At 55.1% G+C, this 23,886-nt stretch carries 25 protein-coding genes and 3 pseudogenes; 24 read left to right on the top strand and 4 right to left on the bottom strand.

What is annotated here, in order from left to right; genetic code table 11:
* The first annotated feature begins 42 nt into the window (after window positions 1-42).
* The 6 genes from M8370_RS11090 to M8370_RS11065 all read left to right on the top strand — a co-directional run bounded on the left by M8370_RS11090 (window position 43) and on the right by M8370_RS11065 (window position 3,473).
* The gene (locus tag M8370_RS11090) at window positions 43-249 is read left to right on the top strand and encodes a hypothetical protein (RefSeq protein WP_250021033.1); all 207 of its coding nucleotides are present in this window, start codon (window positions 43-45) and stop codon (window positions 247-249) included.
* Entirely contained in the window at window positions 249-470 is a 222-nt protein-coding gene (locus tag M8370_RS11085) for a hypothetical protein (RefSeq protein WP_250021031.1), read from the top strand. Before M8370_RS11090 ends, M8370_RS11085 begins: the two co-directional genes overlap by 1 nt.
* 96 nt (window positions 471-566) lie before the next feature.
* Entirely contained in the window at window positions 567-905 is a 339-nt protein-coding gene (locus M8370_RS11080) for a hypothetical protein (RefSeq protein WP_250021030.1), read from the top strand.
* Window positions 906-982: 77 nt separating this feature from the next.
* Window positions 983-1,312: a hypothetical protein gene (locus M8370_RS11075; protein WP_250021028.1), complete on the top strand. Its 330-nt coding sequence runs from the start codon at window positions 983-985 to the stop codon at window positions 1,310-1,312.
* 59 nt (window positions 1,313-1,371) lie between these two features.
* Window positions 1,372-2,001, top strand: a complete 630-nt coding sequence (locus M8370_RS11070; protein WP_250021026.1) for a terminase small subunit — start codon at window positions 1,372-1,374, stop codon at window positions 1,999-2,001.
* Complete coding sequence (locus M8370_RS11065; RefSeq protein WP_250021024.1) at window positions 1,998-3,473, top strand: terminase; 1,476 nt, start codon at window positions 1,998-2,000, stop codon at window positions 3,471-3,473. The genes M8370_RS11070 and M8370_RS11065 overlap by 4 nt, the downstream gene beginning before the upstream one ends.
* A 117-nt stretch (window positions 3,474-3,590) precedes the next feature.
* On the opposite strand, the gene M8370_RS11060 is transcribed toward M8370_RS11065, so the two are convergent.
* Entirely contained in the window at window positions 3,591-3,848 is a 258-nt protein-coding gene (locus M8370_RS11060) for a hypothetical protein (protein WP_147692017.1), read from the bottom strand.
* A 79-nt stretch (window positions 3,849-3,927) separates the two neighbouring features.
* Window positions 3,928-4,203: a DUF2829 domain-containing protein gene (locus M8370_RS11055; RefSeq protein ID WP_250021023.1), complete on the bottom strand. Its 276-nt coding sequence runs from the start codon at window positions 4,201-4,203 to the stop codon at window positions 3,928-3,930.
* Between the two features lie 994 nt (window positions 4,204-5,197).
* Between M8370_RS11055 and M8370_RS11050 the strand changes: the two genes are divergently transcribed.
* The 17 genes and pseudogenes from M8370_RS11050 (at window position 5,198) to M8370_RS10975 (ending at window position 21,921) form a co-directional block, all read left to right on the top strand.
* The gene (locus M8370_RS11050; RefSeq protein ID WP_032634944.1) at window positions 5,198-5,404 is read left to right on the top strand and encodes a hypothetical protein; all 207 of its coding nucleotides are present in this window, start codon (window positions 5,198-5,200) and stop codon (window positions 5,402-5,404) included.
* A gap of 14 nt (window positions 5,405-5,418) precedes the next feature.
* Window positions 5,419-7,089, top strand: coding sequence for a portal protein (locus tag M8370_RS11045; RefSeq protein ID WP_250021022.1), 1,671 nt, complete (start codon window positions 5,419-5,421; stop codon window positions 7,087-7,089).
* Window positions 7,086-7,382 (top strand): Bbp19 family protein, encoded by a 297-nt coding sequence (locus tag M8370_RS11040; RefSeq protein WP_250021021.1) that lies wholly within the window; start codon window positions 7,086-7,088, stop codon window positions 7,380-7,382. Before M8370_RS11045 ends, M8370_RS11040 begins: the two co-directional genes overlap by 4 nt.
* 2 nt (window positions 7,383-7,384) lie before the next feature.
* A pseudogene (locus tag M8370_RS23600) lies at window positions 7,385-7,465 on the top strand (peptidase); the annotation flags it as partial.
* A pseudogene (locus M8370_RS11035) lies at window positions 7,445-8,089 on the top strand (peptidase); the annotation flags it as partial. The pseudogenes M8370_RS23600 and M8370_RS11035, both read left to right, overlap by 21 nt.
* Before the next feature lie 17 nt (window positions 8,090-8,106).
* A complete protein-coding gene (locus tag M8370_RS11030) occupies window positions 8,107-9,093 on the top strand; it encodes a major capsid protein (RefSeq protein WP_032634948.1) in 987 nt (328 codons plus the stop codon).
* A gap of 51 nt (window positions 9,094-9,144) precedes the next feature.
* Window positions 9,145-9,585 (top strand): Bbp16 family capsid cement protein, encoded by a 441-nt coding sequence (locus tag M8370_RS11025; protein WP_178328655.1) that lies wholly within the window; start codon window positions 9,145-9,147, stop codon window positions 9,583-9,585.
* A 4-nt stretch (window positions 9,586-9,589) separates the two neighbouring features.
* Window positions 9,590-9,964, top strand: a complete 375-nt coding sequence (locus tag M8370_RS11020) for a hypothetical protein (RefSeq protein WP_250021019.1) — start codon at window positions 9,590-9,592, stop codon at window positions 9,962-9,964.
* A 51-nt stretch (window positions 9,965-10,015) separates the two neighbouring features.
* Entirely contained in the window at window positions 10,016-10,339 is a 324-nt protein-coding gene (gene gp10, locus M8370_RS11015; protein ID WP_045342894.1) for a capsid staple protein, read from the top strand.
* Window positions 10,339-10,944, top strand: a complete 606-nt coding sequence (locus M8370_RS11010) for a phage connector family protein (protein WP_032634952.1) — start codon at window positions 10,339-10,341, stop codon at window positions 10,942-10,944. Before gp10 ends, M8370_RS11010 begins: the two co-directional genes overlap by 1 nt.
* On the top strand, window positions 10,944-13,409 hold the full coding sequence (locus M8370_RS11005; protein ID WP_250021018.1) for a phage tail protein: 2,466 nt from the start codon (window positions 10,944-10,946) through the stop codon (window positions 13,407-13,409). Before M8370_RS11010 ends, M8370_RS11005 begins: the two co-directional genes overlap by 1 nt.
* Window positions 13,409-13,873 (top strand): hypothetical protein, encoded by a 465-nt coding sequence (locus tag M8370_RS11000; RefSeq protein WP_088567080.1) that lies wholly within the window; start codon window positions 13,409-13,411, stop codon window positions 13,871-13,873. Before M8370_RS11005 ends, M8370_RS11000 begins: the two co-directional genes overlap by 1 nt.
* Window positions 13,873-14,412 (top strand): virion core protein, T7 gp14 family, encoded by a 540-nt coding sequence (locus tag M8370_RS10995; RefSeq protein ID WP_032634955.1) that lies wholly within the window; start codon window positions 13,873-13,875, stop codon window positions 14,410-14,412. Before M8370_RS11000 ends, M8370_RS10995 begins: the two co-directional genes overlap by 1 nt.
* Before the next feature lie 12 nt (window positions 14,413-14,424).
* Entirely contained in the window at window positions 14,425-16,953 is a 2,529-nt protein-coding gene (locus M8370_RS10990) for a hypothetical protein (RefSeq protein ID WP_250021016.1), read from the top strand.
* Window positions 16,953-18,842: a hypothetical protein gene (locus M8370_RS10985; protein ID WP_250021009.1), complete on the top strand. Its 1,890-nt coding sequence runs from the start codon at window positions 16,953-16,955 to the stop codon at window positions 18,840-18,842. Before M8370_RS10990 ends, M8370_RS10985 begins: the two co-directional genes overlap by 1 nt.
* Window positions 18,842-21,607 carry a hypothetical protein gene (locus M8370_RS10980; protein WP_250021007.1) on the top strand — a complete coding sequence of 922 codons (2,766 nt, stop codon included), beginning with the start codon at window positions 18,842-18,844 and terminating at the stop codon, window positions 21,605-21,607. Before M8370_RS10985 ends, M8370_RS10980 begins: the two co-directional genes overlap by 1 nt.
* A complete protein-coding gene (locus tag M8370_RS10975; protein WP_250021005.1) occupies window positions 21,607-21,921 on the top strand; it encodes a hypothetical protein in 315 nt (104 codons plus the stop codon). The genes M8370_RS10980 and M8370_RS10975 overlap by 1 nt, the downstream gene beginning before the upstream one ends.
* A gap of 36 nt (window positions 21,922-21,957) precedes the next feature.
* Here M8370_RS10975 and M8370_RS10970 read toward each other — a convergent pair whose 3' ends face one another.
* Window positions 21,958-22,653, bottom strand: a complete 696-nt coding sequence (locus M8370_RS10970) for a BRO-N domain-containing protein (RefSeq protein ID WP_250021003.1) — start codon at window positions 22,651-22,653, stop codon at window positions 21,958-21,960.
* A 316-nt stretch (window positions 22,654-22,969) separates the two neighbouring features.
* Window positions 22,970-23,230, bottom strand: a complete 261-nt coding sequence (locus tag M8370_RS10965; RefSeq protein ID WP_250021002.1) for a hypothetical protein — start codon at window positions 23,228-23,230, stop codon at window positions 22,970-22,972.
* 195 nt (window positions 23,231-23,425) lie between these two features.
* On the opposite strand from M8370_RS10965, the pseudogene M8370_RS10960 reads away from it, so the two are divergent.
* Window positions 23,426-23,886: pseudogene (locus M8370_RS10960) on the top strand (hypothetical protein); the annotation flags it as partial.

The following is a 23,886-nucleotide window of genomic DNA, read 5'->3' as shown; positions in this document are numbered from 1 at the left end:
GCTGCTGGTATACGCAGCAGTTCAGGAAATAGGGTGGCTGCCATGGTGAGCAAACTAAAACAGCGGCGCTTGCGCCGCCTTAAGGCAGATGTGGCATGGTGGCGCGAAGAGGTAGAGGATTGCCACGCCCGCCTGCTGGAGTTAGCCGGCGAAATCGACAGACTCAAAAAGCTGGTTATCCGCGTGCCGATGCCGGTGGTGGTGCCAGAGTCAGTGGCAGATGAACTTAAACTCAGAGAGGTGGGGTGATGGATGATATTTGCGTGTTCCGCGATGATGCAAAGAACTGCATTGTGCTGAAAGACGGTGAGAAGCTTTTCACGTTCACGCCTGAGCAGTGGTCGGTTATCTGCATGGCGGCAAACTCTGACATGGAAAATCGCCTGTACGCGCTGAAACACGGTGAAACGATGCGCCTGGAACGTGAGCGGACCTGGGAAGAGAACCGCGCTGCGGTGGGGAGATATTAATGGATTGGGGTTTTGTAGTCGTATTCAGCGTCCTGGTTATATCATTTTTTGGATTCTGTGCCTGGCTGGCTTGGCTAGACTTCAGTGGAAAGGGCAATGGCTAAAACCGCAGCAGAACGCAAAGCAGCGCAGCGTGCCCGTCAGGCGGAAGCCGGTGAGCGCAAGCTGGAGCTGGTGCTCGACGAGCAGGAAATGGAGATGCTGGCGCGGAACTGCGCGGATCGCCGCCCGGGCCGCGAGCCATACGAACTGAGCGAGTACATTGCTCTGCTTATCCGCCAGGATGATGCCCGGGTACGCGGTCGCATCAAAGCTATCAGCGCCAACCAGTGCGGCAAGTGTGGCGACAGCCTGCCGGTGAAGTCCTGCCCATGCGCCGGCGATTCGGCTTGTTGGGTAACGCAGGGCTGGCATGAAACGAAACTTGCGGTGTGACCTGTCACGGCGTATTGACTAAATCCTCACATGATTATACTGTTTAAATGTACAGTATTTTTATGTGAGGTTCCATTATGGGCTTTCAATCTCCGGCAACAGACTACGCAGAATCCCGCCTTACCATCACCAGCCTGTGCGGCTACGACGGAAACTGCCGCACCATTGAGACTTCTTCCGGTTACGCAATCTTTAACGTTTCACTCAAACCAGATGCGGGTGACACTGTGCTGATTTCATATTGCGGCCGAACAGAGTTTGCCGTGGTGCAGGGCAAGGCGCTGATAACTCCTGACGGTGAAGCGCTGGAAGGCGATGCGCTGGACGATACGACAGTGCATGGTGTGGTTACCCATTTCCTCAACCGTGTTGATCGTCAGGAAGGCGATCCGATACCAGTCATGTAACATCTGCGCGGGCGTGATAGTATTACCTGCATGGTAATAAAATTACTCAGGTGGTAATTATGTCCGCAACACCAAAACCGCATAAGCGCAAATCAATGCAATTTGAGCCTCTCAGCGTTATGAAGGAGGCTTATTGCCAGGAATACATCAAGTGCCCGGAGAATCAGACTCAGGCGGCGATTAATGCCGGGTACTCTCCCAATACAGCGGCTAAGTTTGCCAGCCAGAATATGCGCGATGAACGAGTCCAGAAACGAATCGCTGAACTGATGGAGGAGCGCAACAAGCGCATGCGCGTCAGTGCTGACTACGTCCTCATGCGCTTGGTGGAGATCGACCAGATGGATGTCCTGGATATCCTGAACGACGACGGCGGGATGAAGCCAATTGCGGAATGGCCGAAGGTCTGGCGTACATCTCTCAGTGCGATGGATATCGCTACCATCAAGACGACTCAGGCCTCACTGCAGAAAGAGAATGGCGAGGCGGATCTGTCTGTTGAGGATGTCGAGCATATCCTGAAGAAGGTGAAGTGGCCGGACAAGGTGAAGAACCTCGAGCTGATTGGTAAGCACGTCGACGTCAATGCGTTCAAAGAGCGCCTGGAGGTTTCCGGCACCGTCACCATCGCCGACCGCATGGCGAAAGCCCGTGACCGCGTTAAGAAACAGGCTGGTGGTGAAGAATGACAGCCGCAGCCATGTCGCCGGAAGAGCAGCTCGTCGAGGATATTGCCTCGTTCACGTATGACCCGCTGGGCTACGCGCTGTATGCGTTTCCGTGGGGCGAGGAGGGTACAGAGCTGGCGCACGCCACCGGTCCTCGTAAATGGCAGGCAGACGCATTCCGCGAGATACGGGATCACCTTCAGAACCCTGCGACACGTCACCAGCCGCTGATGCTGGCCCGAGCATCCGGCCACGGTATCGGCAAATCCGCTTTCATCTCGATGCTAATCAACTGGGGCATGTCCACCTGCGAGGACTGCAAGGTGGTGGTGACCGCCAACACCGACAACCAGCTGCGCACCAAGACCTGGCCGGAAATCATCAAATGGTCGAACCTGGCTATCACGAAAGAGTGGTTCACCTGCACCGCCACGGCGATGTACAGCAACGACCCTGGCCACGATAAACGCTGGCGCGCTGACGCTATACCGTGGTCTGAGCACAACACAGAGGCGTTCGCTGGCCTGCACAACGAGCGCAAGCGTATCATCGTGGTATTCGATGAAGCCTCCAACATTGCCGATCTGGTGTGGGAGGTTGCGGAAGGTGCGCTGACCGATGAGGACACCGAAATCATATGGGTGGCGTTCGGTAACCCTACGCGTAACACCGGGCGTTTCCGCGAATGCTTCCGCAAATACAAGCACCGCTGGAAATGCGCGCAGATTGATTCACGCACCGTGGAAGGAACGAACAAACAGCAACTCCAGAAATGGGTGGATGACTACGGCGAGGACAGCGACTTCGTGAAGGTCCGTGTGCGGGGGATCTTCCCTGACGCGTCTGAGCTGCAGTTCATTCCGACCGGCCTCACTGACGAAGCAATGAAGCGGGTGGTGACCGCTTCGCAGGTGGCGCACGCACCGGTTATTATCGGCGTCGACCCGGCGTATTCCGGCGTGGATGACGCGGTGATATACCTGCGCCAGGGGCTGCACAGCAAAGTGCTATGGACAGGCAACAAGACCACCGATGATCTGATTATGGCGAAGCGCATCGCCGACTTTGAAGACCAGTACCAGGCTGACGCGGTATTTATCGACTTTGGTTACGGTACCGGGCTGAAGTCCATCGGCGACGGCTGGGGCCGGACGTGGCAGCTAATCCCGTTCGGTGGCGGCTCGACAGACCCTCAGATGCTCAACAAACGCGGAGAGATGTTCAACAGCTGCAAGACGTGGCTGAAGCTTGGCGGAGCGCTGGACGATCAGGAGACGGCGGACGACCTGTCGGCGGCAGAGTACAAAGTCAGGGTGGACGGCAAGATAGTCATTGAGCCGAAGGAAGATATCAAAGAGCGCTTGGGCCGCTCGCCGGGCAAAGGTGACGCTCTGCTGCTGACGTTTGCTTTCCCGGTCACGAAGCGCCTGCGCATCCCTGGGCAGGAGAGTCAGCAGGGGAAAGCGGTCACAGATTACGACCCGTGGAAATAACAAAGCCCGCATTAGCGGGCTTGTTCGATGAAACAAACAGACAAAATAGGTTCTGTCCGAGCTGGAGAAAAACCACTAATCTGTGGTTTTTACTGCCAGCTGGTTACACGGCGGAACCTATCTCTTGGCAATGATTTGCCTCAGCTCATCGCGGATAAATTCTTTAAATTCCTTCAGTTGAAGATTGCTTCTGAGGTAGATGCTTTCCTGGGTAAAATGCCAGTCAATACCATCAGGAAGGATGAAATCCCACTGCACGTATCCCGCACCAGTAAGGTGAACACGTTGCTTTGTGAAAAGCTCTTGGTCACCATCAGCGTTAAGCGGCGCCATTGCTAACAACTCGTTTTCGTGTGAGAAGTGTTGCTCTTGCATATTCGGTTCCCGTTAATCTCATTCAGGCAGTATACACAAAGCCCGCGCATCGGCGGGCTGATTGTGACATGTCACGGCGTTATTTTGCTGGTTCTGCCAGCCAGTCATCAGCGAACAAATCACCCTGAGATGGAACCCAACCAGGCTGCATAATTCCCTGTGCGTTTTTCAGGTCGAGATGTGGCGCGATAGTGAATTCACCAGTAATTCCAGCCTTAGCATAGTCACTACCTGGTCGAGGTTCGCTGACTGTATATCCGCCTGCTTTAATGACAAACTGACCTTTGCCATTCCATCCTTCGCGATAAATTTTTGCGCCGGATTTAACTGCCTCAAGAGCTTCACCAAATTTCATTCTCATCACCTTAAAAAAATGCCCGGACGAACCGGGCGAATGATCAACGGAGTGCCTTCCTTGGCAGTTACGGGTTTACAGTGCAACGTCATCGGAATGGCGTTCTGCTGTAAAAAGGGCGGTGGTCAGAAGTGGGAGCAACTGCCACCGCCAAAGCTACACGCATTGCCTGGTACTGCCGTATCACGGTCCTAACGTGATTGGGTTGTGGTGGCCGGTGCTGATCTCCGGCGTTGACTATCACAGGTGTTAGCTGCCACCGCCGAGGCGGGATAGACGTTATGATTTTCACCTGCTTTATTGGCTACTACGGCTTACCAGTTATTTACACAGCTTGTCTTACAGCCTGTCTTGTTCCAGTAGCCACCCGGGCCGCTCCACCCCGCGCATCAGCCTGCGCATTCACCACAACGGAAAGAGCACTGCATGGTTTTACCATTACATCCGAAGATTTATCTGGTGTAGTCAATGCCCTTACCTGTTGTGTGCTCTGTTTCGCTGAGCCAGCGGCAGGTGATCAGGCTGCACCAATGTGGAACTTATTTTCGGCTTTATGCCCATGCCACAACATTGAGAGCACTGCGCCTGTATCGGTTAGCGTCACGGGTTTAACCGGTCACCCCAATGCTCTCATCGTTATGGCCTCGTCTCTTCCGAGGTGTCACACCTGATCGCCACGCTGGTGAAACGCTATGTCGTGCATACCGATAACACTGACTTGCACATTCCGGCTACCCGGTCGGGGATAAGGAACATCAAGGAACCCCGCCGGACCGCTGCGACACATGTGCCATATGCCGTACTGCTCACACCTGGAAGCGCACTCACCAGTTTTGATTTAGCGACAAGACCTCACAGAACCGATATCTAAGTGCGCTTTCATGCTGTGTTACCTGAAGGGTAATAATTGCACGGCATTATGTCAATACACTACGTAAAATAATCCGTATATGGTTAAATTGGTAATAATTTAATCGTGTGTGAGGTTATCGCTATGTGTATCGGCAGCAAGCCATCAGTGCCAGCGGCACCAGAAGTCCAGGCCGCACCTCAGGAGCAGGACGCCGCTGTGGTCAGTGCCCGCGATGACGAAGAGCGGCGCCGCCGAGCTGCAGCCGGTCGTAACTCGACCATGCTCACCGGTGCCCAGGGCGATACTTCCAAAGCCAACACCAGCGGTAAAACGCTGCTCGGTCAGTAACGGAGACCAGAGAGATGGCGGAAACCGAAAAAGAGCGGCTGCTGAAGCAGCTCGCACAGCTGAAGAATGAGCGCACATCGTTCGAGCCGCACTGGCGCGACCTGAGCGACTTTATCAATCCGCGCGGTTCCCGCTTCCTGACGTCTGACGTTAACCGTGACGATCGCCGCAACACCAAAATTGTTGACCCTACCGGCTCACTCGCTCAGCGCATTCTCGCCAGCGGCATGATGTCAGGTATCACCAGCCCGGCCCGTCCGTGGTTCAAGCTGGCAACGCCTGACCCTGACATGATGGATTACGGTCCGGTGAAAGTCTGGCTGGAAGTCGTGCAGCGCCGCATGAACGAAGTGTTCAACAAGTCGAACCTGTACCAGTCTCTGCCTGTGATGTACGCCAGCCTGGGTACTTTCGGTACCGCCGCCATGGCTGTGCTGGAAGATGACCAGGACGTGATCCGCACAATGCCTTTCCCGATTGGCAGCTACTACCTGGCGAACAGCCCACGCGGCAGCGTAGATACTTCCTTCCGCCAGTTCTCCATGACCGTGCGCCAGCTGGTGCAGGAATTCGGCCTGGACAACGTGAGCACGTCCGTTAAGGGAATGTGGGAAAACGGCACATACGAAAACTGGATCGAGGTGAACCACTGCATCACGCCAAACATCAACCGCGACAGCGGGAAGATGGACAGCAAGAACAAGCCGTATCGCTCCGTCTATTTCGAGACTGGCGGCGACGCTGACAAGCTACTGCGTGAATCCGGGTTCGATGAATTCCCGATCCTGGCGCCGCGCTGGGAAGTTAACGGCGAAGACGTTTATGCGTCCTCCTGTCCTGGCATGCTGGCACTCGGACAGGTTAAAGCCCTGCAGGTTGAGCAGAAGCGCAAAGCTCAGCTGATCGACAAAGCCACAAACCCGCCGATGGTCGCTCCGACGTCGCTGAAGAATCAGCGCGTTTCTCTTCTGCCTGGTGACGTGACGTATCTCGACGTGCTGAGCGGCCAGGACGGTTTCAAGCCTGCTTACCTGGTCAACCCGAATACTTCCGACCTGCTGGCAGACATTCAGGATACCCGCCAGACCATCAACAGCGCCTACTTTGTCGACCTCTTCATGATGCTGCAAAACATCAACACCCGCTCCATGCCGGTGGAAGCGGTGATCGAAATGAAAGAAGAGAAGCTGCTGATGCTCGGCCCGGTGCTCGAACGCCTGAATGACGAAGCGCTCAACCCGCTTATCGACCGCGTGTTCTCCATCATGGCGCGCAAGAACATGCTTCCGCCACCGCCTGACGTTATGCAGGGAATGCCGCTGCGCATCGAGTACATCTCCGTTATGGCGCAGGCGCAGAAATCTATCGGCCTCACCAGCCTGTCGCAGACCGTTGGATTCATCGGCCAGCTCGCACAGTTCAAACCTGAAGCGCTCGACAAGCTCGACGTCGATCAGGCTATCGACGCGTTCTCTGAAATGTCCGGCGTATCGCCAACCGTCATCGTTCCGCAGGAGCAGGTGCAGGGCATTCGTGAAGAGCGCGCCAAGCAACAGCAGGCAGCTCAGGCGCTGGCAATGGGTCAGGCAGTTACGCAGGGAGCCAAGACTCTCAGCGAGACGCAGACCACTGACCCCAGCGCGCTGACAGCAATCACTAACGCAGTTGGAGCAGCACAGCAATGACGGACTTCGATGAAGAAGAACTGCGCATTCAGAACGAGCGGAAGAAGAACGATCTGGAGCAGCGCGAGAAGGACGACATCAAGTTCGTCATGGATAGCGAGCAGGGCCGCCGCGTCGTGTGGGGGCTGCTGGAGAAAGGTCAGGTGTTCGGTACCTGCTTCAACGTTGACCCGAACATCACAGCATTCAACGAAGGGCAGCGCAACCTGGCTCTGGTTCTGTTTCAGCGCGTCATGACGCACTGCCCCGATCAGTATCTGAAGATGGCCGCAGAGGCCAGTGAACAGGAGTAACCATGAATTTATTTGAACGTTTGCTGCATCGCCGTCTTTGCAATGAGCAATCCACTGAAGGTGGCCAGGCAGATACAGCTTCAACGGGAGCCACTGAAACCACTCATGGCTCGGGTGAAACGCAGGAGCAAACCCAGGCGCAGGATAACTCTCAGGACACTGATTCTGAGAAAGGTTCTGAAGCTCAGAAAACTGAGGAAGAACTTGCTGCTGAAAAAGCCAAAACCGAAGAAGCAGAAAAGGATAAGAAGCCAGAAGGTGCGCCGGAGAAATACGAGTTCAAAGCTGGAGAAGGCGTTGAGCTGGACACCGAAGCGCTGAAGGACTTCGAGCCTGTTGCCCGCGATCTGAACCTGACCAACGAGCAGGCTCAGAAACTGGTGGATGCATATCCAAAAATTCTTGCCGGTGTGCAGCAGCGTCAGGCAGAAGCCTGGCAGAAGCAGACCGAGGGCTGGGCAGAGACCGTAAAAGCAGACAAGGAGATAGGCGGCGACAAACTGACCGCAAACCTCAGCGCTGCGCAGCGTGCACTGGACCAGTTCGGCACGCCGGAACTGAAAGAATATCTGAACGCTACCGGGCTTGGTAACCATCCAGACCTTGTTAAGACGTTTGTGAAAATCGGTAAAGCCATGTCGGAAGACGGCATGGTCGATGGCAGTAATCAAGGCCAGCGTAGTGCGGCCGAAGTGCTTTATGGCTAATAAGAGAGGATATAACCATGGCTGTTAAAGGCGTAAATGCGCTGACGCTGGCTGACTGGGCTAAGCGCACCGATCCAAACGGGAAGGTAGACAAGATTGTCGAACTCCTTTCCCAGACCAACGAAATCCTGACTGACATGATGTTCGTAGAGGGTAACCTGCCAACCGGTCACCGCACCACCGTGCGCTCTGGTTTGCCTCAGCCAACCTGGCGTTTGCTGAACTACGGCGTTCAGCCAACCAAATCCACTACCGTGCAGGTTACTGACACTGTCGGCATGCTGGAGGCTTATGCCGAGGTAGATAAGTCACTGGCTGATCTGAACGGTAACACTGCTGAATTCCGCCTGTCTGAAGATCGTGCATTCCTCGAAGGCATGAACCAGCAGATGGCTCAGACCCTGTTCTACGGCGACACCAGTGTGAACCCGCAGCAGTTCATGGGCCTGTCATCCCGCTACTCCACCAAATCCGCAGGCAACGGCCAGAACATCATTGATGCTGGCGGCACCGGTACAGATAACACCTCTATCTGGCTGGTGGTCTGGGGTGAAAACACTGTGCACGGCATCTTCCCCAAAGGGCAGAAGGCTGGTTTGCAGACTCAGAACCTCGGCGAGCAGACGCTTACCGATGCCAATGGCGGAAAATACCAGGGTTACCGCACCCATTATAAGTGGGATAACGGCCTGGCTCTCCGTGACTGGCGCTACGTTGTGCGCATCGCCAACATCGATGTGAGCGATCTGTCAGTACCAGGTTCAGCTGCAAATATCGTCAGCCTGATGGTTAAAGCGCTGCACCGCGTCCCTAACCTGAAAATGGGCCGCGCGGTGTTCTACATGAACCGTACCGTTGCCCAGGCGCTGGATCTGCAATCTCTGGATAAAGCCTCTCTGGCTCTTTCCGTAAAAGAGACTGAAGGCGAATTCTGGACCACGTTCCGTGGCATCCCAATCCGTGAAACCGATGCGATTCTGGAAACAGAAGCGCGCGTTGTTTAACGCCTGTCATTAACTGATGGGCCTTAATCGGCCCATAAATGGAGAAAGAAAATGATCCTCGACAAACTGTTGATGTTCTCCGAGAAGCAGGCGGTTACAGCTTCCGCTGCTTCTACGGACGTGATTGATCTCGGCCCTATCGACGGCACCCGCCGCGATATTGGCGTTGGTTATCCGCTGGAGTTCTGGGCAACCGTTGACACCACTGCAACCGCTGCTGGTGCTGCGACCCTCAACGTTCAGTTGCAGACCAGCCCTGATAACTCCACCTGGACCACTATCTACGACAGCGGTTCTCTGGCGCTGTCTGCCCTGACAGTTGGTAAACGCCTGTTCTCTACCAAAGTTCCGGCGGGCGTCCAGCGTTATCTGCGCGTCAACTATTCAGTCGGCACCGGTCCTCTGACTGCTGGCGCGTTCACCTCGGGCATTAATCTGGATGTTGACAACAACACTCCTTATTACCCGACCCGTTCCAAAGTGACTGGCTAAGGTGATGGCAATGGAAAAAGCAAAATACCGCGTCCTGCGCTTATCCCATATTCATAACAACCTCTGGCCTGAAGGTTCAGAAATTGAATATGACGGCGAGCCAGGATCTGCGCTGGAGCCGATCAACGCAGCGGCGAAGGCGGCAAAGGAAAAGGCAGACCAGAAGCGTGGAATCGTGCCGGTTGACTCTCATCCTGAACAACAGGATGAAGATGATGGCCAGGAAGATACCGGCGGTAAAGATGCCAATACCTTCAGTGAAGATGAAGCCGCGCTACGCCAGCAGTACGAAGAACTTTTCAACAAGAAACCTGGCAACATGAACGTTGAAACGATCAAAGAGCGTATTGCGGAAGAACGGCAAAAACTGGGCGTCTAAGCCTCGCTAATAAAACAAGGGGCTTCGGCCCCTTTATTGCAGGAGTCCGCTATGGAACTGGTAAACCTCAAAACTGGAACTGACACCTATCAGGATGAGGATGGTAAAACCCAGACTCGCGATGATTATCCATGGGGCCTTTGCATTGAGCTGAACAACGAGACGCTCGCCAAGCTCAAGGCAACGCCACAATCCGCTGGTACTGAAGTGATGATCACCGCGAAAGCCATAATTCGTTCCACCTCTACTCGAGAAACGGAAGATGGCATGCAGCATAACGCCAGCTTGCAGATTACTGACATGGCACTCAGTCCGGTATCTGGTGAGCAGCCCAAAACTGCCGCCCAAACTCTCTACGGCGGGGAGGATGATTAATGGCCTCCGTTATCGAGATCTGCAACCGCGCGCTGAGCAATATCGGGAACAGCCGCAGCATTAACAGCCTGACCGAGGCCAGCAAAGAAGCCGGGCAGTGCTCCCTGCATTTCGATTCCTGCCGCGATGCTGCGCTTGCGGACTTCGACTGGAACTTTGCCACCAAACGCCTGGCGCTGGCTGATACCAACAATCCGCCTCCGGACTGGGCTTATTCCTACCAGTATCCGACTGACTGCCTGCGCATCACCGAAATTATGGTGCCCGGTATCCGTAATCCGACGGCAGCTATGCGCATCAACTATGAGGTTGGGTCTGATGCCGACGGCACCGGAAAGCTGATCTACACCGATCAGCCTCAGGCATGGTTGAAGTACATCTCGCGCGTCACCGACGTGAACATGTTCGATGCAATCTTCATGGAAGCGCTGTCCTGGCGTCTGGCCGCCGCCATCAATATGCCGCTGACCGGCAGCGCAGATCTCGGTAACAACGCACTGACTATGTACCGCAGCGTCATCCTGAGCGCTGGCTCGCACAGCCAGAACGAATCCCAGGAGCCGCAGCCGCCAGTTGATGAGTTCACCGCAGCGAGGTTGTCATAATGGCTTTCAGTTGGATACAGCCGAGTTTTGCCGGCGGTGAAATTGGCCCGTCGCTGTACGGGCGAATCGATATGTCGAAGTATCAGGTGGCGCTGCGCAAGTGCGATAACTTTATCGTGCGTCAGTATGGTGGGGTGGAGAATCGCCCGGGAACGCGATTCGTCGGAGAGGCAAAATATCCGACTCGAAAATGCCGCCTTATTCCTTTCCAGTTCTCGACCGTCCAGACCTATGCGCTGGAGTTCGGGCACAACTACATGCGTGTCATCAAAGACGGCGCGTATGTGCTGAACAGCAGCAATGTGATCTACGAACTGGCTATGCCTTATGCAGAGGCCGACCTTTTCCGCATTAAATTCACGCAGAGCGCCGACGTGCTTACGCTGGTTCACCCGGCCTACCCGCCGAAGGAGCTGCGCCGCTACGCGCACGACAACTGGCAGATTGTCGACGTCACCACCAAAAACGGACCGTTCGAAGATATCAACGTTGACGAGTCAGTGAAGGTTTACGCCAGCGCCAGCACCGGAACTATTACGCTGACGGCCAGCTCTGCCATCTTTGGTGCTGAGCAGGTAGGGAAACTCTTCTATCTCGAACAGCCGGCGGTTGATTCCGTTCCCGTCTGGGAAACCAGCAAGACCACTGCTATCAACGATGTGCGACGCGCCGACAGCAACTACTACCGCGCCAATACAAGCGGCACCACAGGTACGCTTCGACCGTCTCACACAGAGGGAATGTCATGGGATGGATGGGGCGGCGATACCGGTATCCAGTGGGAATATCTGCACAGCGGATTCGGCATTGCGCGCATCACCGCGGTTGCCAGCGACGGCCTGACTGCTACCGCTACGGTGGTTAGCTATATCCCATCTCAGGTTGTTGGCTCCGCTAACGGCAGCTACAAGTGGGCAAAATATGCCTGGAACAGCGTAAACGGCTACCCAGGAACGGTAGTCTATTATCAAGAGCGTTTGTATTTCGCTGCATCAACAGCTTACCCGCAAACTATCTGGGCTAGCAGGACGGGAGATTATAAGGATTTTGGGAAGCATACGCCTATCCAGGATGATGACAGAATTCAGCGTACATATGCTGGGCGTCAGGTGAATGAAATACGACACATTATTGATGTTGGATCTTTAATGGTGCTCACTTCAAGTGGTGAATTCGTGATAAAGGGAGACCAAAACAACACCTTAACACCAAACTCATTCACGTTCAGTTCTCAGGGTAACAACGGTTCCAGCAATGTGCCGCCGATCGCTGTGGCAAACATCGCGCTGTTCATCCAGGAAAAGGGGAGTGTGGTCCGTGATTTGGCTTACTCCTTCGACGTGGACGGATACCAGGGCACTGACCTGACCATACTGGCAAACCACCTGTTCCAGAAGCGCAGCATTGTCGACTGGTCATTCTGCATCGTTCCGTACAGCAGCGCGTTCTGCATTCGTGATGACGGCAAACTGCTGGTGCTGACCTATCTGCGCGATCAGCAGGTGTTCGCATGGGCGCCGCAGTCCAGCACCGGAAAGTACGAAAGCACCTGCTCCATCAGCGAAGGAAGCGAGGACGCTGTTTACTTCGTGGTTAACCGCACCATCAACGGCCAGACGAAACGTTACATAGAGCGCCTGTCCAGCCGCCTGTTTACCAGTGATGAAGATGCTTTCTTTGTCGATTGCGGACTGAGCTATGACGGCCGCAATACCTCGACACGTACTATGACCATCAGCGGCGGCAGCGGTGACTGGAACTATCAGGTTGACTACCCGGTGACGATAAGCGGCGGGGCCTATTTCGTGGGTACTGACGTTGGCGCTAAGATTCAGTTCCCGTACTCAGAGACGGATCCCGATACCGGAGAAGCAGTGGCGAAAGAATTGCGTGGTGACATTCTCTCCGTAACGAGCAATACCGCCGTGGTTGTGCGCTTCAACCGTAACGTTCCTGCGGTGCTGCGTAATTCGGCCACGGCTAACTGGCAGATGGCCCGCCAGACTTTCAGCGGCCTGTCACACCTCGAAGGCCAGACAGTAAACATCCTCTCCGACGCCAGCGTAGAGCCACAGAAAACCGTCTCTGGTGGTGCCGTCACGCTGGAATCACCGGGCGCAGTGGTGCATATCGGGCTGCCGATCACCGCTGAATTCGAAACGCTGGACATCAACATCAACGGGCAGGAAACACTGCTGGATAAAAAGCAGGTGATCCCCACTGTGACGATGGTGGTCAACGCCAGCCGAGGCATCCAGGCAACCACACCAGGTGGTGAGTGGTACGAGTATCCGCAGCGGGAATTCGAGTTTTACGACGATCCGGTTGATGACGCTACCGGGAAGGTGGAAGTGAAGCTCGACAGCAACTGGGATAAGAACGGGCGCGTCAAGGTGCGCCAGCTCGACCCACTACCGCTTTCTGTTCTGGCAGTCTTGCCGCGCATGACGGTCGGGGGATTCTGATGATTAAAGCTCAGATCGTACCGGCAACTCGGGAACATATCGAAGCCATGCTCCCGCATGTCCGCCAGGCTGACGTTGATGAATTTCTGGCGACAAACGGGTGGAGCCCGCGCCGCGTGCTTGAAACCGGTCTGCGCACGTCAACATTTGCCTGTGCCGGTCTGATTAACGGTGAGGTGGTGACCATCTTCGGCGTGGCCCCGGCATCAATGATCGGCGGTAACGGTATCCCGTGGCTGGTGGGCACCGACGCGCTGGAGAAATACCAGCGCACTTTCCTGCGCCGCTGCGGGAAAGTGGTCAATGCAATGCTGGCTGTTTACCCGTATCTTGAAAACTATGTTGATGCTCGCAACCACACAGCGCGTATCTGGCTGCACTGGCTGGGATTCACCATTGAAGAACCACAGCCGTACGGCGCTCACGGTCTTCTGTTTCATCGCTTCCACATGGAGAGAAAATAATGTGCGAACCCACCACAATTTTAGCCGGTGCGACGCTCGCGGCAGGCGCATTGTCAGCTTACAACCAGTATGAGACAGGCAAATATTCTGCTGCTGTTGCTGAGCAGAATGCGGATGTGGCAGAAGCTCAGGCGCAGGACTCGATTAACCGTGGCAATGCCCAGGCCGAGGAAGTGCGACGCCGCAATCGGCAGGCTGCTGGCACCCAGGCTGCAACCATGGGGGCCACCGGGGCAGACCTCTCAACCGGTAATGCTCTGGATATCTTCGGTGATACCGCGCAGTTCGGCACGCTGGATGCTCTGACGACCGTTAACAACGCCCAGCGCGAGGCTTACGGCTATCAGGTGCAGTCCGCCAACTATGACGCCCAGGCGGTATCCGCGCGTAAGCAGGGGAATATGGGGGCGATGACAACGCTGCTCACAACGCCGCTACAGGCTTACGGAGCTTATAAAATGGCTGGCGGTACGTGGTCGCCATTCTCCCAGAAGGCCGCACCTATCAGCGCAGCCGTCGGCACGCCAACCGGTCGATAAGGAGATATCGAAATGCCAACAGTACCAACAGTCAGCGGGCGCCAGGTTGAAAGCCGCGGATTCCAGTCTCCGGGTTTTCAGGCGTTCGAACAGCCGAATGTCGGCGACGTCATTTCTCAGGTAGCACCAAAGGCGATCGACATGTTCGCCCAGGCCAAGCAGCGCGCAGATGTCGCCCAGGCGCAGGATGCATCGCTGCAACTGAGTCAGGTATCGAGTGATCTTCTGACGAACCCCGATACCGGTCTGCTGAATCTTCAGGGGAAAAACGCGCTCGGCAAGGGGCAGGAGTACACTCAGCAGTTTGATTCTCAGGCAGAGCAGATCGCCATGACCCTTCCAGAAGGTGCCCGTGCCGGGTTCCTTCAGCAGGCACAGCAGCAGCGTATCCAGTTCACGACACAGGCCGGGCGCCACGAGATCAGCCAGCTCAACGCCTACGAAGAAGGTCAGTTCCAGGCTACGCTGGAGAACAACGGGAAACTGGCAGCATCTGCGTACGGCGATAACGACAACTACGTGCTGTACAACCAGCAGACATTTCAGCAGATCGAAACCTATGGCACCGCGCATGGCTGGAGCGCTGAACAGATTCAGGCGAAAAAGACCGAATTTAAAGAGAAGGTCGCTGATACGGCTCTCTCTCAGTGGTCGGCCAACAACTCTATCGAGTTCATCCAGAGCAATGGCGAGCTGAGCGACACGGCTGTTGGATCACGTCGAGCGGTATCTGAAGGTGGTTCAGGCGATAGCGCTCGCGGCATTCGCAATAACAACCCCGGAAACCTCGAATACAGCAAAACAAATCCATGGGTTGGACAGACCGGTGATGATGGTCGATTTGCTAAATTCGAAACTCCGGAGCATGGCATTCGCGCGCTGGGCCGCAACCTGCTGTCTTATCAGCGCCAGGGCATCGATACCGTCAGTGACATTATCAACCGCTGGGCGCCGCCGTCTGACAATAACAATACAGACGCCTACATTAAGGCAGTATGCGCGCAACTTGGCGTGACTGCGGATCAGCAGCTTGACGCATCAAACCCAGACACGCTGAAGGCACTGTGTGCTGCAATCATCCAGCATGAGAACGGTAGTCAGCCATACAGTGATCAGCAGCTCGCCACCGGCGTCAGTGCTGCTATTGGCCTGTCTCAGCTGCCGACCAGCACCAAACGGTACACCGGCAATGCTGCATTCGACGCTGCATCTCCTGAAGCGCAGGCAACCTTCCTCCGTCAGGCTGACCAAATTCGCAAGCAGCAGCAGGCGGAATATCGCACCAGTATCGACAGCCGGGTTCGCGATGCCAGCGCGGCATATATGCGCGGCGTGGATTTCCCTAACGCTCCAACTCAGACTGACTTCCTGGCGGCCTACGGCGTGCGTGAAGGCAATCTCCGGTACACCGAGTTCAGAAACACGCAGATCGCCGGGCAGTATATTGGCTCATTCCGCAACATGCCGACGAGCAGCATCACAGCCTACGTCAATCAGCTGAAGCCAGGGACTGAGGAAACAGGAGAGGGATATGCTTCCCGTGCAGAATTATTCGATCAGGTATCAGCTGCGGCCACGAAGGTGATCAGCCAACGCCAGAATAATCCGTTCAACGCAGCGGTAGAGATTGGCGCCTATAAGCCGATCGCCAGCAACAACCCTAACGACATTACTGCGGAGGTGGCCAACCGGTTCTCATCTCAGGAAAGCCTGCGCGCGCTTGGCATCAATGCGCCTATCCTGTCCAGTGAGGAGGCTGCGGCTCTGTCCGAACAGGTACGCGGTACCAAAGACGTAAACCAGACAATCAGTCTGTTACAGAGCATGGGGGAAACGCTGTCCGCTCCGGCAATGCGCCAGGTCGCGTCAGCCATCGCACCGAACAATGCAGCCACCGCCTATTCTGCGCTGCTGCTTGGCACGCCGGATAACCAGTACGACAACAAAAAACCATCCATCGCCTACAGTCAGTTCATCGGCTATAAGCCGACCATGAACAAGTACGACGTATCGAAGGTGATCCTGGCCGGTGACCAGTTACTGAACCCGACGAAGGCAATGAAAGATGCTGGCATTACACCGGTCCAGTTGCCGAGCGAGGATAAGCTTAAGCGCGCATTCGACGATCAGGTGGGTAACGCATTCGCCAATAACCCGCAGGCGCGCCAGCTCAGTTACAGCCTGTTTAAAGCTGCTTATGCCGGGATCGCTTATCAATCAGGAGACGCTTCCATGACGCGCACTGATGCAGCCAACTCAGACGTAGTGGAAAAGGCGGCGCAATACGCAACAGGCGGCGTGTACAAGGGCTTTAATGGTGGCGATGTGGTAATGCCGTTCGGCATGGACAAATCCACTTTCAAGGACCGATACACCGCATCTGCGCAGCAGGTGCTGAAAGATGCCGGGCTGAATGTCAATGCCGCATCAAACTTCACCCCGGTCAATATCGGGAATAACCAGTACCGGCTGGTAAGCGGTAGTGGGCGCTGGGCGACGGATCCGAAAACCAATGAAGCAATCGTCGTGAGGGTCGAATAATGTCTGATGTATTTTCTCTGGCTCCGGAAGGCCAGGCGTGGACTGACGATAAAACCGCAGCCAACCCTGCACGTCCTGAAGACTATGAGCCGACATTCTTCCAGGGCTCAATTGCCGCGCCGGTGCGCGGCGTGGCGGAAGGAACACTCGGCCTGGCTCAGTCTGCCGTAGGATTCAGCAAACGCCTCATCAGCGATCCCGCATTCACCGCCGACGTTGCGCCAACGGTTAATATCTTCCGGGTGATGTTCCCTGATGCCGACAAAGCGCTGAATGACACCTACGACACGATCGGCAAACAACTGCAGGATGCACGCGGATACGTGAAGCCTGATGCGGGTAGCCAGGGCACCGCTGCCGAGGTGCTTTACGGTCTGGGTCAGTTTGTACCAGCGATAGGGGCGACCATTGTCGGCGGCCCTGCGGTCGGTGCTGCTACGGCATTCAGCTCTACGTATGAACAGTCCTATCAGGATTTCAAAGGGAAGGGTGTAGACGAGTCGACGGCGCGCAACCTGGCAACTCAGCAGAGCCTTTTCAACGCAGCGGGCATGGCCTTACCTGCTGCCATCGGCACCACACTGGCAACGCGCATCGCCTCAGGTGTGGCAATCAACACCGGGTTCGGTGGACTGAACCGTTACTCCGTCGGCGAAACGCTGGAGGAGAAAGGATACACCGAGATGGCGAAGCAGTATCGTGTGTTCGACGGGCAGGCGATGCTTGTTGATGCGGTGCTGGGTGGTGCCTTTGGTGGTGCCCATCACCTGGCAGCGCGCAATGCTGACGTGCCACCTCCTACAGATACTGAAGCGCTGATCCCGGCGGCTGAGGTGCAAAGCGTGCAGTATAGCGCGCCTACGTCTGAAGCAACTCCTGAGCCGGTGGCGCTAGGTGACGGTCCGGCCGCTCCGCAGGCTACTTACGAAACCCGCATGGCTGAACTCGAAGCTGATTCTGGTCTGTTACTTTCTCGCGGCGACAGGAAAGTGTGGCAGTCTGAGGTTGCGAACAGCGAGCGTATACTGAAGAACCTCAACGAGCAGCGCGCAGCAATTCTCGAAGAGAAGCCGTCCGGGAGCGGCAAAGCGCTAGCCACCGCCCGCCAGGATAAGCAGTCTCGGCTAAGAGCAGTAGATCAGCAAATAGACCAGGTGAAGCAGCGCCTGCAGGACGCCACCGATACTCTGGCGCCTAATATGCCCGGCGGCAGGTTCTACGAGGCCAGGGCCGATCTCTCCCGCCTGCAGCAAGGTATTATTCCGGAAAGCATGCGCGGGCTCGTCAGGGAGTCGGCCATCAAGCCGAGCGACATTGATGCAGCCCACACGCTGAATGAAGGACTGTATTACGATCTGGAATCCTCACCAGTGCTGCACGCCAGCAACGAGAGCATTAACAGCCATGTGGCAGCCATGGACGAAGCATATCGTCAACTCAATGACGGCCAGCCAGTTAACGTCGGAATGATGGCGCGCGGACTGGATGGTCCTGCGCGTCCCGGCATGCTGGACTCAGCAAACGAGCAGTACCATGCAATGCAGCAGGTTTTCGAAGAGAATGGTGTCAGGTATGAAACGCCGTCAGAACTGGCTGGAGAGGCTCCGGCGCCGCGCGCCGAAAGTGCATTCACGGCAGCAGACGAAACTGGCGGGCAGGTCAGTGTCGATCCCGACACCGGACAAGCGATTTCATCCAACAGTTACGACCTGATGGCGGCGCGCGATGTGGCGACCACTAATCCGGATCTGACAATTACGCACCCTGACACCGGGCAGCCTGCGAAACTCTCCGATGTTCTGGCTGAATTTGATGAGCAAATCCAGACCGTGCAGAACGAATCGAAAGTGTATTCAGTCGCCGCCGCGTGCTTCCTGAGGAACCCATAATGAAACAGGCATGTGTTGAAGCCATTGCGCAGACACTTGGCCGCCAGCCAAAGGCTGACGAGCTGAAAGGAATTGAGGACCGTATCAAAGAGGCCGTGCGCCAGGTACATAAAAAAAATGCCAGGGAAGGCAAAACTGGCATTCCTGATGCGCAGACGTATATGGAGGCCGCCGATCTTGTGCGCCAGCGTGTTGTGCATGACGTTTATAAGAAGCGCCAGCGCGTCGCTCAGAACGCGATCGCTATCAGCAGGGTGACAGATACCCTCGACGCGAATATCCCGCCAGAGCAGCAAACGCCCGCCAATTTGCAGCAGTTTATCTTCGCAGGGCGGCGTACAAAGATATTCGGCAAAGATCCAGATATCAACGTGACGTCTGCCGAGGAACTGGCTACCGGTGCATATCAGGACTGGTCACGCCAGCTCAGCGCTGAATTGCTTAAGGCCGGTGATGATGTCCGCAAATTCTTCGAGCAGAGCAAGGCGCTTGGTGAACAGCGTTTCCGAAGTCTCTTTGACCAGCAGGCGGCAAAGTCGGCACAGTTCCAGATCCTGAAAGAGTTATACGGCGAGGACACCGGGAACCCGCAGGCGAAGAAAATCGCCCAGGTATGGAATGACGTCACCAGCCGGGCCCGGCAGGAAATGAACGACAACGGTTTCGATATCGGCCTGCGTGACGACTGGCACCTGCCGTATGTGGACGACGCTGATTTTATTCGCAACGCCGGGCGCGATGAATGGCTGGCATCATTGCCGGTAGCAGAGCAGGCTAAAGCGCGTCTTTCAGGCAGCCAGCCTCCGATTGAATTCGCCCGTCAGGCGTGGGTGGATGACGTTTACAACACTCAGGATCGCAGCAACTACGTTAATCCGGACGGCAGCCCGATGAATGACATCGAGTACCGCCAGGCGCTGGAAGCGATCTTTGAAACGAAGGCTACAGACGGAGCCAACAAAATCGACCCGGGCGCATTCATGGGCACAGGCGGGATAAAAAACCGTGGCTCACAGAGCAGGGTGATGGCGTTCAAGGATGCGCAGTCGCACTATGCCTACATGGAGCGCTATACACAGCAGCCGGTGGTTGGCGTGATGATGTCGCACCTGCAGTCTTCATCCCGTGATCTTGGTGTCGTTAAAGCCTTCGGCCCGGATGCTGCGCGCAACTTTTCCCTGGTGCTTGATCGGGTGTATCAGCGTGCTGTCACTGGTGGAAAGCCCGTTGGGCACATGAACGAAGAACGCAAGATGGTCGAGCGGATGTTTAACTCTATGGCCGGTCTTAACGGCGCGGCCACATCGAGCGTGTTCACGTCAGCAGTTGGCGGTCTTCGTAACCTGATGACCAGCGCCATGCTCGGTACCAGCGTCCTGACAGCAACCAGCGACCAGGCCATTATGCGCGCCAATGCCCAGGCTCTCGGTTTCACCCGCGACGGCATGCGCCTGTCAGCCAACACCATCAAGAACCTTTTCAGTGGTGACGCGAAAAGGGCGAATGCTGAACTGGGCCTGCTGGTGGATTCTCACGCTGCTGTCGTATCGAAGATGGGCGGCTTTGACCTGTCGCGCGGAATCACTGGCTGGTTTGCAGAGAAGACGTTGAAGTGGTCAGGGCTGATCGCAATGGACCGCGCCAACAAAGCGGCGTTCGGCCTGCTGATGTACAAAAACATTGGTGAGCTCACCCGCAAATTTAAGACGCTGGACGATGTTAAAGGGTCAGATAAAACCATCCTGGCCAACAAAGGCTGGAGCAATGAGGACTGGGCTATCATGGCAGCGGCAGACCTTCAGCCAATGACCACTGCCGGGCATAAGGGCATGACGCCTGACGCTATTTATGCCGTGCCTGACGACGTGATCACCGGAATCATGGCAAACCGTATTGCACAGGTTCGCGCCGGGAGTGAAGCAGCTCTGGCCGCGCTTGGCGATCTTCCTCCTGATCGCCTGAAACGGATGAAAGAAGCATTCGATGCAGAAGCAGAGCAGACCATCACGCGCATGGTTCGCAATGCCCGCGCTGAAGCCGCGCAGAAATTGTTGGGGATCACCCACGGTGAAATGACCAGCGCCGTAACGACGGCCACCGGCCTGGACACCTATGCCCGTGACGATGCAGGGCAGTTGATTAAGAGCTTCATGCTCTTCAAAACAACTCCGTTTGCAGGTTTTCGCCAGTTGGTAAACCGCTCTAAGGATCTGGACACGGTGCCGGCGCTTAAATTCCTGGCTTCATACATTGCTGGTACGACACTGGCCGGGATGTTTGCAAACCAGATGAACAGCCTGTTGACCGGTAATGACCCGCTCGATATGTCAAAGCCAACGACGTGGGTACAGGCTCTTCTGAAAGGCGGTTCCTTTGGCATCTATGGTGATTTCCTCTTCCAGGACCATACGCAATATGGCTCAAGTATCGCGGCAACCATTGGCGGCCCGGTGCTCAGCTTCGCAGAACAGTTAACAAAACTGCTGATCACTAACCCGCAGAAGGCGCTTCAGGGCGAGGAAACATCTTTCGGTGCCGATGCGCTGAAGACGGCCCGCATGATCACCCCATTCGCAAACCTCTGGTATGCTAAGGCCATCACCAATCACCTGATCCTGCAGCAGTTGCAGGAGATGGCAAACCCAGGCTACAACGACAGGGTAAGGGACCGCGCGCAGCGGGAATTCAACACAACAAGCTGGTGGGAGCCTGGCGAAACTTCGCCGCGCAGAGCGCCAGATTTAGGGAAAGCGGTGGGCAACTAATGACGAGAGATAAAATTGAATATATTGCTTCTCTTCAATATGAAGCCGAGAGGTGGAGAAGGATTGGCGGGTGGGGATCTTTAATAGCGTTAGCTGCTTTACTTATCGACCTCTGGTTCAGGCATATTGGTGAGGCATCACTACTTTTTGAATCAGCAATACTTGGTGGGTTCATCTGCTGTTGGGGTGGTAATTTCGATAGGGCATCCAAGCATAAGAGAGAACTCGACACGATATGTTTTGCTCTATTCGGTAAAAGTTATGAAAGCTCTCACCTTGATATTATTGGACTAGATAAAACCAAATCAACGTGACATGTCACAAAGGCCGCCGAAGCGGCCTTTTTCATATCAGAACGCAGTTGTGTTTTTGGTGATGTATTGTGCGTGGGTCCGGATGTCGTTCAGGCATTTGCTGACGCCGACGATGTAGCTCACCATAGTAGTGAACTCTGCCGCCGCACCGGAAACATCGTGCCCGTCGTCCTGCATGCGGTTAAGCAGGTTCATCAGCAGTGAGTGCTCCGCCAGGCCGAGAACGCCTTCAGGTGAATGGATGTGATCGCGGTATCCTGGCTTCAGCGGAACGTCATAACTCTTTTGCTCCACCTGCATCGCCTGCATTACAGCAGATGCAGTAGCCGTTGCCACCTGATCTGCAACCATCTTAATGCGGTCTTCCTGAGGGATTGCATTTTTGATATAGCTTCCCGTCTTGCGGATCTGCGGCAGCACCTCGCCAGTGACCCATTTGCGGAAACGGCAGGCTGACGTTCCCTCTACACCAGCCTTGCGGCATCTGAGCATAAGCCAATAGAGCCCTGATTCGTTAACAACGCTTAACGACTGAAACCCTCCACGGGTCCGTATTGAATACGTACCATTTTCATCGCTATCAACTTTACGTAAAGCGACGTCCACACTCTGGATGCCAAGGGCGCAACAAACATCTTGGGCAACGAAATAAGGGCGCTGGTCTATCATGACCATACGGATACTGATGGTGGATTCGAAAGAAAAGACGGTTGGTGCATTTTGTGCTGACATAGTGATCACCTTTTTGATTAGGTTAATCACCACCTCTGAGACCAATCAGTTTGGTGGTGAGACGTACAGGGTTGGTCTTGCCGGTCACTATGAAACCCGGTGAGCCTTGCGGCCCCCCTGCACGCCCCACCATAAAGATGTGCGTGTATTTAGCGCATAAAAAAACCGCTAACGCGGTGTATGCGTCATAGTGAATTCCGGGAGACCAATCCCGGCACTGGATTTTGCCAGTGCCTGATTACTATGGCACAAGATTTATGCAATGTAAATTTACCGTAAAGGTAATGATTGCACGGAATTTAGGTAATTACAAACCCTATCTGGTTTGTTTCTTCAGATGCTCGGCGCAGTAATCAAGATGCATTTGCAGATCCTTCATGGACATCTGCGAGCTGGTGACATAGTTCACCAGAGCAGTGAGCTCTGCCATCGGACCATCAACATTAAAGCCATCCTCACCCAGCTGGCGCAGCAGCTTCATTAGGTGAGAATCTTCAACAAGGGAGCGGACGCCTCCCGGCGTGTGTATGCGTTCGGCAAATCCTTTTTCCAGCGGGTGATGATACTGACGTTGCATCTGATATTCTCCATGCATTCACTGTATATATGTACAGTAGCAAAAGTCCTTGAGACTATCCAGCACGATTTGCTATTTACCCAAAAGGTAATAATTTTCCTGATTGTTATTCATTCAATTCATATAAGGATTGCCAGGTAATAAACTGTCCAGATGATGCACGCGCGCCGGGCGCTGCTTTACTGGAGACAGGCCATGACGGTATCTACCGTAGTTGACCATAACGATTACACCGGGAACGGCGTTACGACATCCTTCCCGTACACTTTCCGCATATTCAAGAAAACAGATCTGGCCGTGTCGGTTATCGATCTGAGTGAAAACATCACAGAGCTGGTGCTGGACACTGATTACACCGTGACAAACGCAGGGGGCTATAACGGGGGCAGTGTGGTTCTCACCACGCCGCTGGCTTCAGGATGGCAGATATCCATTGCGCGTGAACTGGAGCCAACGCAGGAAACAGACCTGCGCAACCAAGGGAAGTTCTTTGCTGAGGTGCATGAAGATGCGTTCGATAAGCTGACGATGCTGATCCAGCAGGTACGCAGTTGGTTCAGCCTGGCGCTGCGTAAACCTACCAGCATTTCTAACTGGTATGATGCCTTAGGAAATTATATTCGTAACCTGAAAGATCCGCGTGACCCGCAGGATGC

Origin of the sequence: Enterobacter cloacae complex sp. OE43NF (assembly GCF_023544405.1) — a bacterium.
In the GTDB taxonomy this organism is placed as follows: Bacteria; Pseudomonadota; Gammaproteobacteria; order Enterobacterales; family Enterobacteriaceae; genus Enterobacter; species Enterobacter cloacae.
Note: the sequence above shows the minus strand (reverse complement) of the source record. Positions and strands in the feature narration are given on the sequence as shown.

Coding starts and splice junctions, on each gene's coding strand:
- M8370_RS11090 (WP_250021033.1), top strand. CDS start 43: ATGGTGAGCAAACTAAAACAGCGGCGCTTGCGCCGCCTTAAGGCAGAT.
- M8370_RS11085 (WP_250021031.1), top strand. CDS start 249: ATGGATGATATTTGCGTGTTCCGCGATGATGCAAAGAACTGCATTGTG.
- M8370_RS11080 (WP_250021030.1), top strand. CDS start 567: ATGGCTAAAACCGCAGCAGAACGCAAAGCAGCGCAGCGTGCCCGTCAG.
- M8370_RS11075 (WP_250021028.1), top strand. CDS start 983: ATGGGCTTTCAATCTCCGGCAACAGACTACGCAGAATCCCGCCTTACC.
- M8370_RS11070 (WP_250021026.1), top strand. CDS start 1,372: ATGTCCGCAACACCAAAACCGCATAAGCGCAAATCAATGCAATTTGAG.
- M8370_RS11065 (WP_250021024.1), top strand. CDS start 1,998: ATGACAGCCGCAGCCATGTCGCCGGAAGAGCAGCTCGTCGAGGATATT.
- M8370_RS11060 (WP_147692017.1), bottom strand. CDS start 3,848: ATGCAAGAGCAACACTTCTCACACGAAAACGAGTTGTTAGCAATGGCG.
- M8370_RS11055 (WP_250021023.1), bottom strand. CDS start 4,203: ATGAAATTTGGTGAAGCTCTTGAGGCAGTTAAATCCGGCGCAAAAATT.
- M8370_RS11050 (WP_032634944.1), top strand. CDS start 5,198: ATGTGTATCGGCAGCAAGCCATCAGTGCCAGCGGCACCAGAAGTCCAG.
- M8370_RS11045 (WP_250021022.1), top strand. CDS start 5,419: ATGGCGGAAACCGAAAAAGAGCGGCTGCTGAAGCAGCTCGCACAGCTG.
- M8370_RS11040 (WP_250021021.1), top strand. CDS start 7,086: ATGACGGACTTCGATGAAGAAGAACTGCGCATTCAGAACGAGCGGAAG.
- M8370_RS11030 (WP_032634948.1), top strand. CDS start 8,107: ATGGCTGTTAAAGGCGTAAATGCGCTGACGCTGGCTGACTGGGCTAAG.
- M8370_RS11025 (WP_178328655.1), top strand. CDS start 9,145: ATGATCCTCGACAAACTGTTGATGTTCTCCGAGAAGCAGGCGGTTACA.
- M8370_RS11020 (WP_250021019.1), top strand. CDS start 9,590: ATGGCAATGGAAAAAGCAAAATACCGCGTCCTGCGCTTATCCCATATT.
- gp10 (WP_045342894.1), top strand. CDS start 10,016: ATGGAACTGGTAAACCTCAAAACTGGAACTGACACCTATCAGGATGAG.
- M8370_RS11010 (WP_032634952.1), top strand. CDS start 10,339: ATGGCCTCCGTTATCGAGATCTGCAACCGCGCGCTGAGCAATATCGGG.
- M8370_RS11005 (WP_250021018.1), top strand. CDS start 10,944: ATGGCTTTCAGTTGGATACAGCCGAGTTTTGCCGGCGGTGAAATTGGC.
- M8370_RS11000 (WP_088567080.1), top strand. CDS start 13,409: ATGATTAAAGCTCAGATCGTACCGGCAACTCGGGAACATATCGAAGCC.
- M8370_RS10995 (WP_032634955.1), top strand. CDS start 13,873: ATGTGCGAACCCACCACAATTTTAGCCGGTGCGACGCTCGCGGCAGGC.
- M8370_RS10990 (WP_250021016.1), top strand. CDS start 14,425: ATGCCAACAGTACCAACAGTCAGCGGGCGCCAGGTTGAAAGCCGCGGA.
- M8370_RS10985 (WP_250021009.1), top strand. CDS start 16,953: ATGTCTGATGTATTTTCTCTGGCTCCGGAAGGCCAGGCGTGGACTGAC.
- M8370_RS10980 (WP_250021007.1), top strand. CDS start 18,842: ATGAAACAGGCATGTGTTGAAGCCATTGCGCAGACACTTGGCCGCCAG.
- M8370_RS10975 (WP_250021005.1), top strand. CDS start 21,607: ATGACGAGAGATAAAATTGAATATATTGCTTCTCTTCAATATGAAGCC.
- M8370_RS10970 (WP_250021003.1), bottom strand. CDS start 22,653: ATGTCAGCACAAAATGCACCAACCGTCTTTTCTTTCGAATCCACCATC.
- M8370_RS10965 (WP_250021002.1), bottom strand. CDS start 23,230: ATGCAACGTCAGTATCATCACCCGCTGGAAAAAGGATTTGCCGAACGC.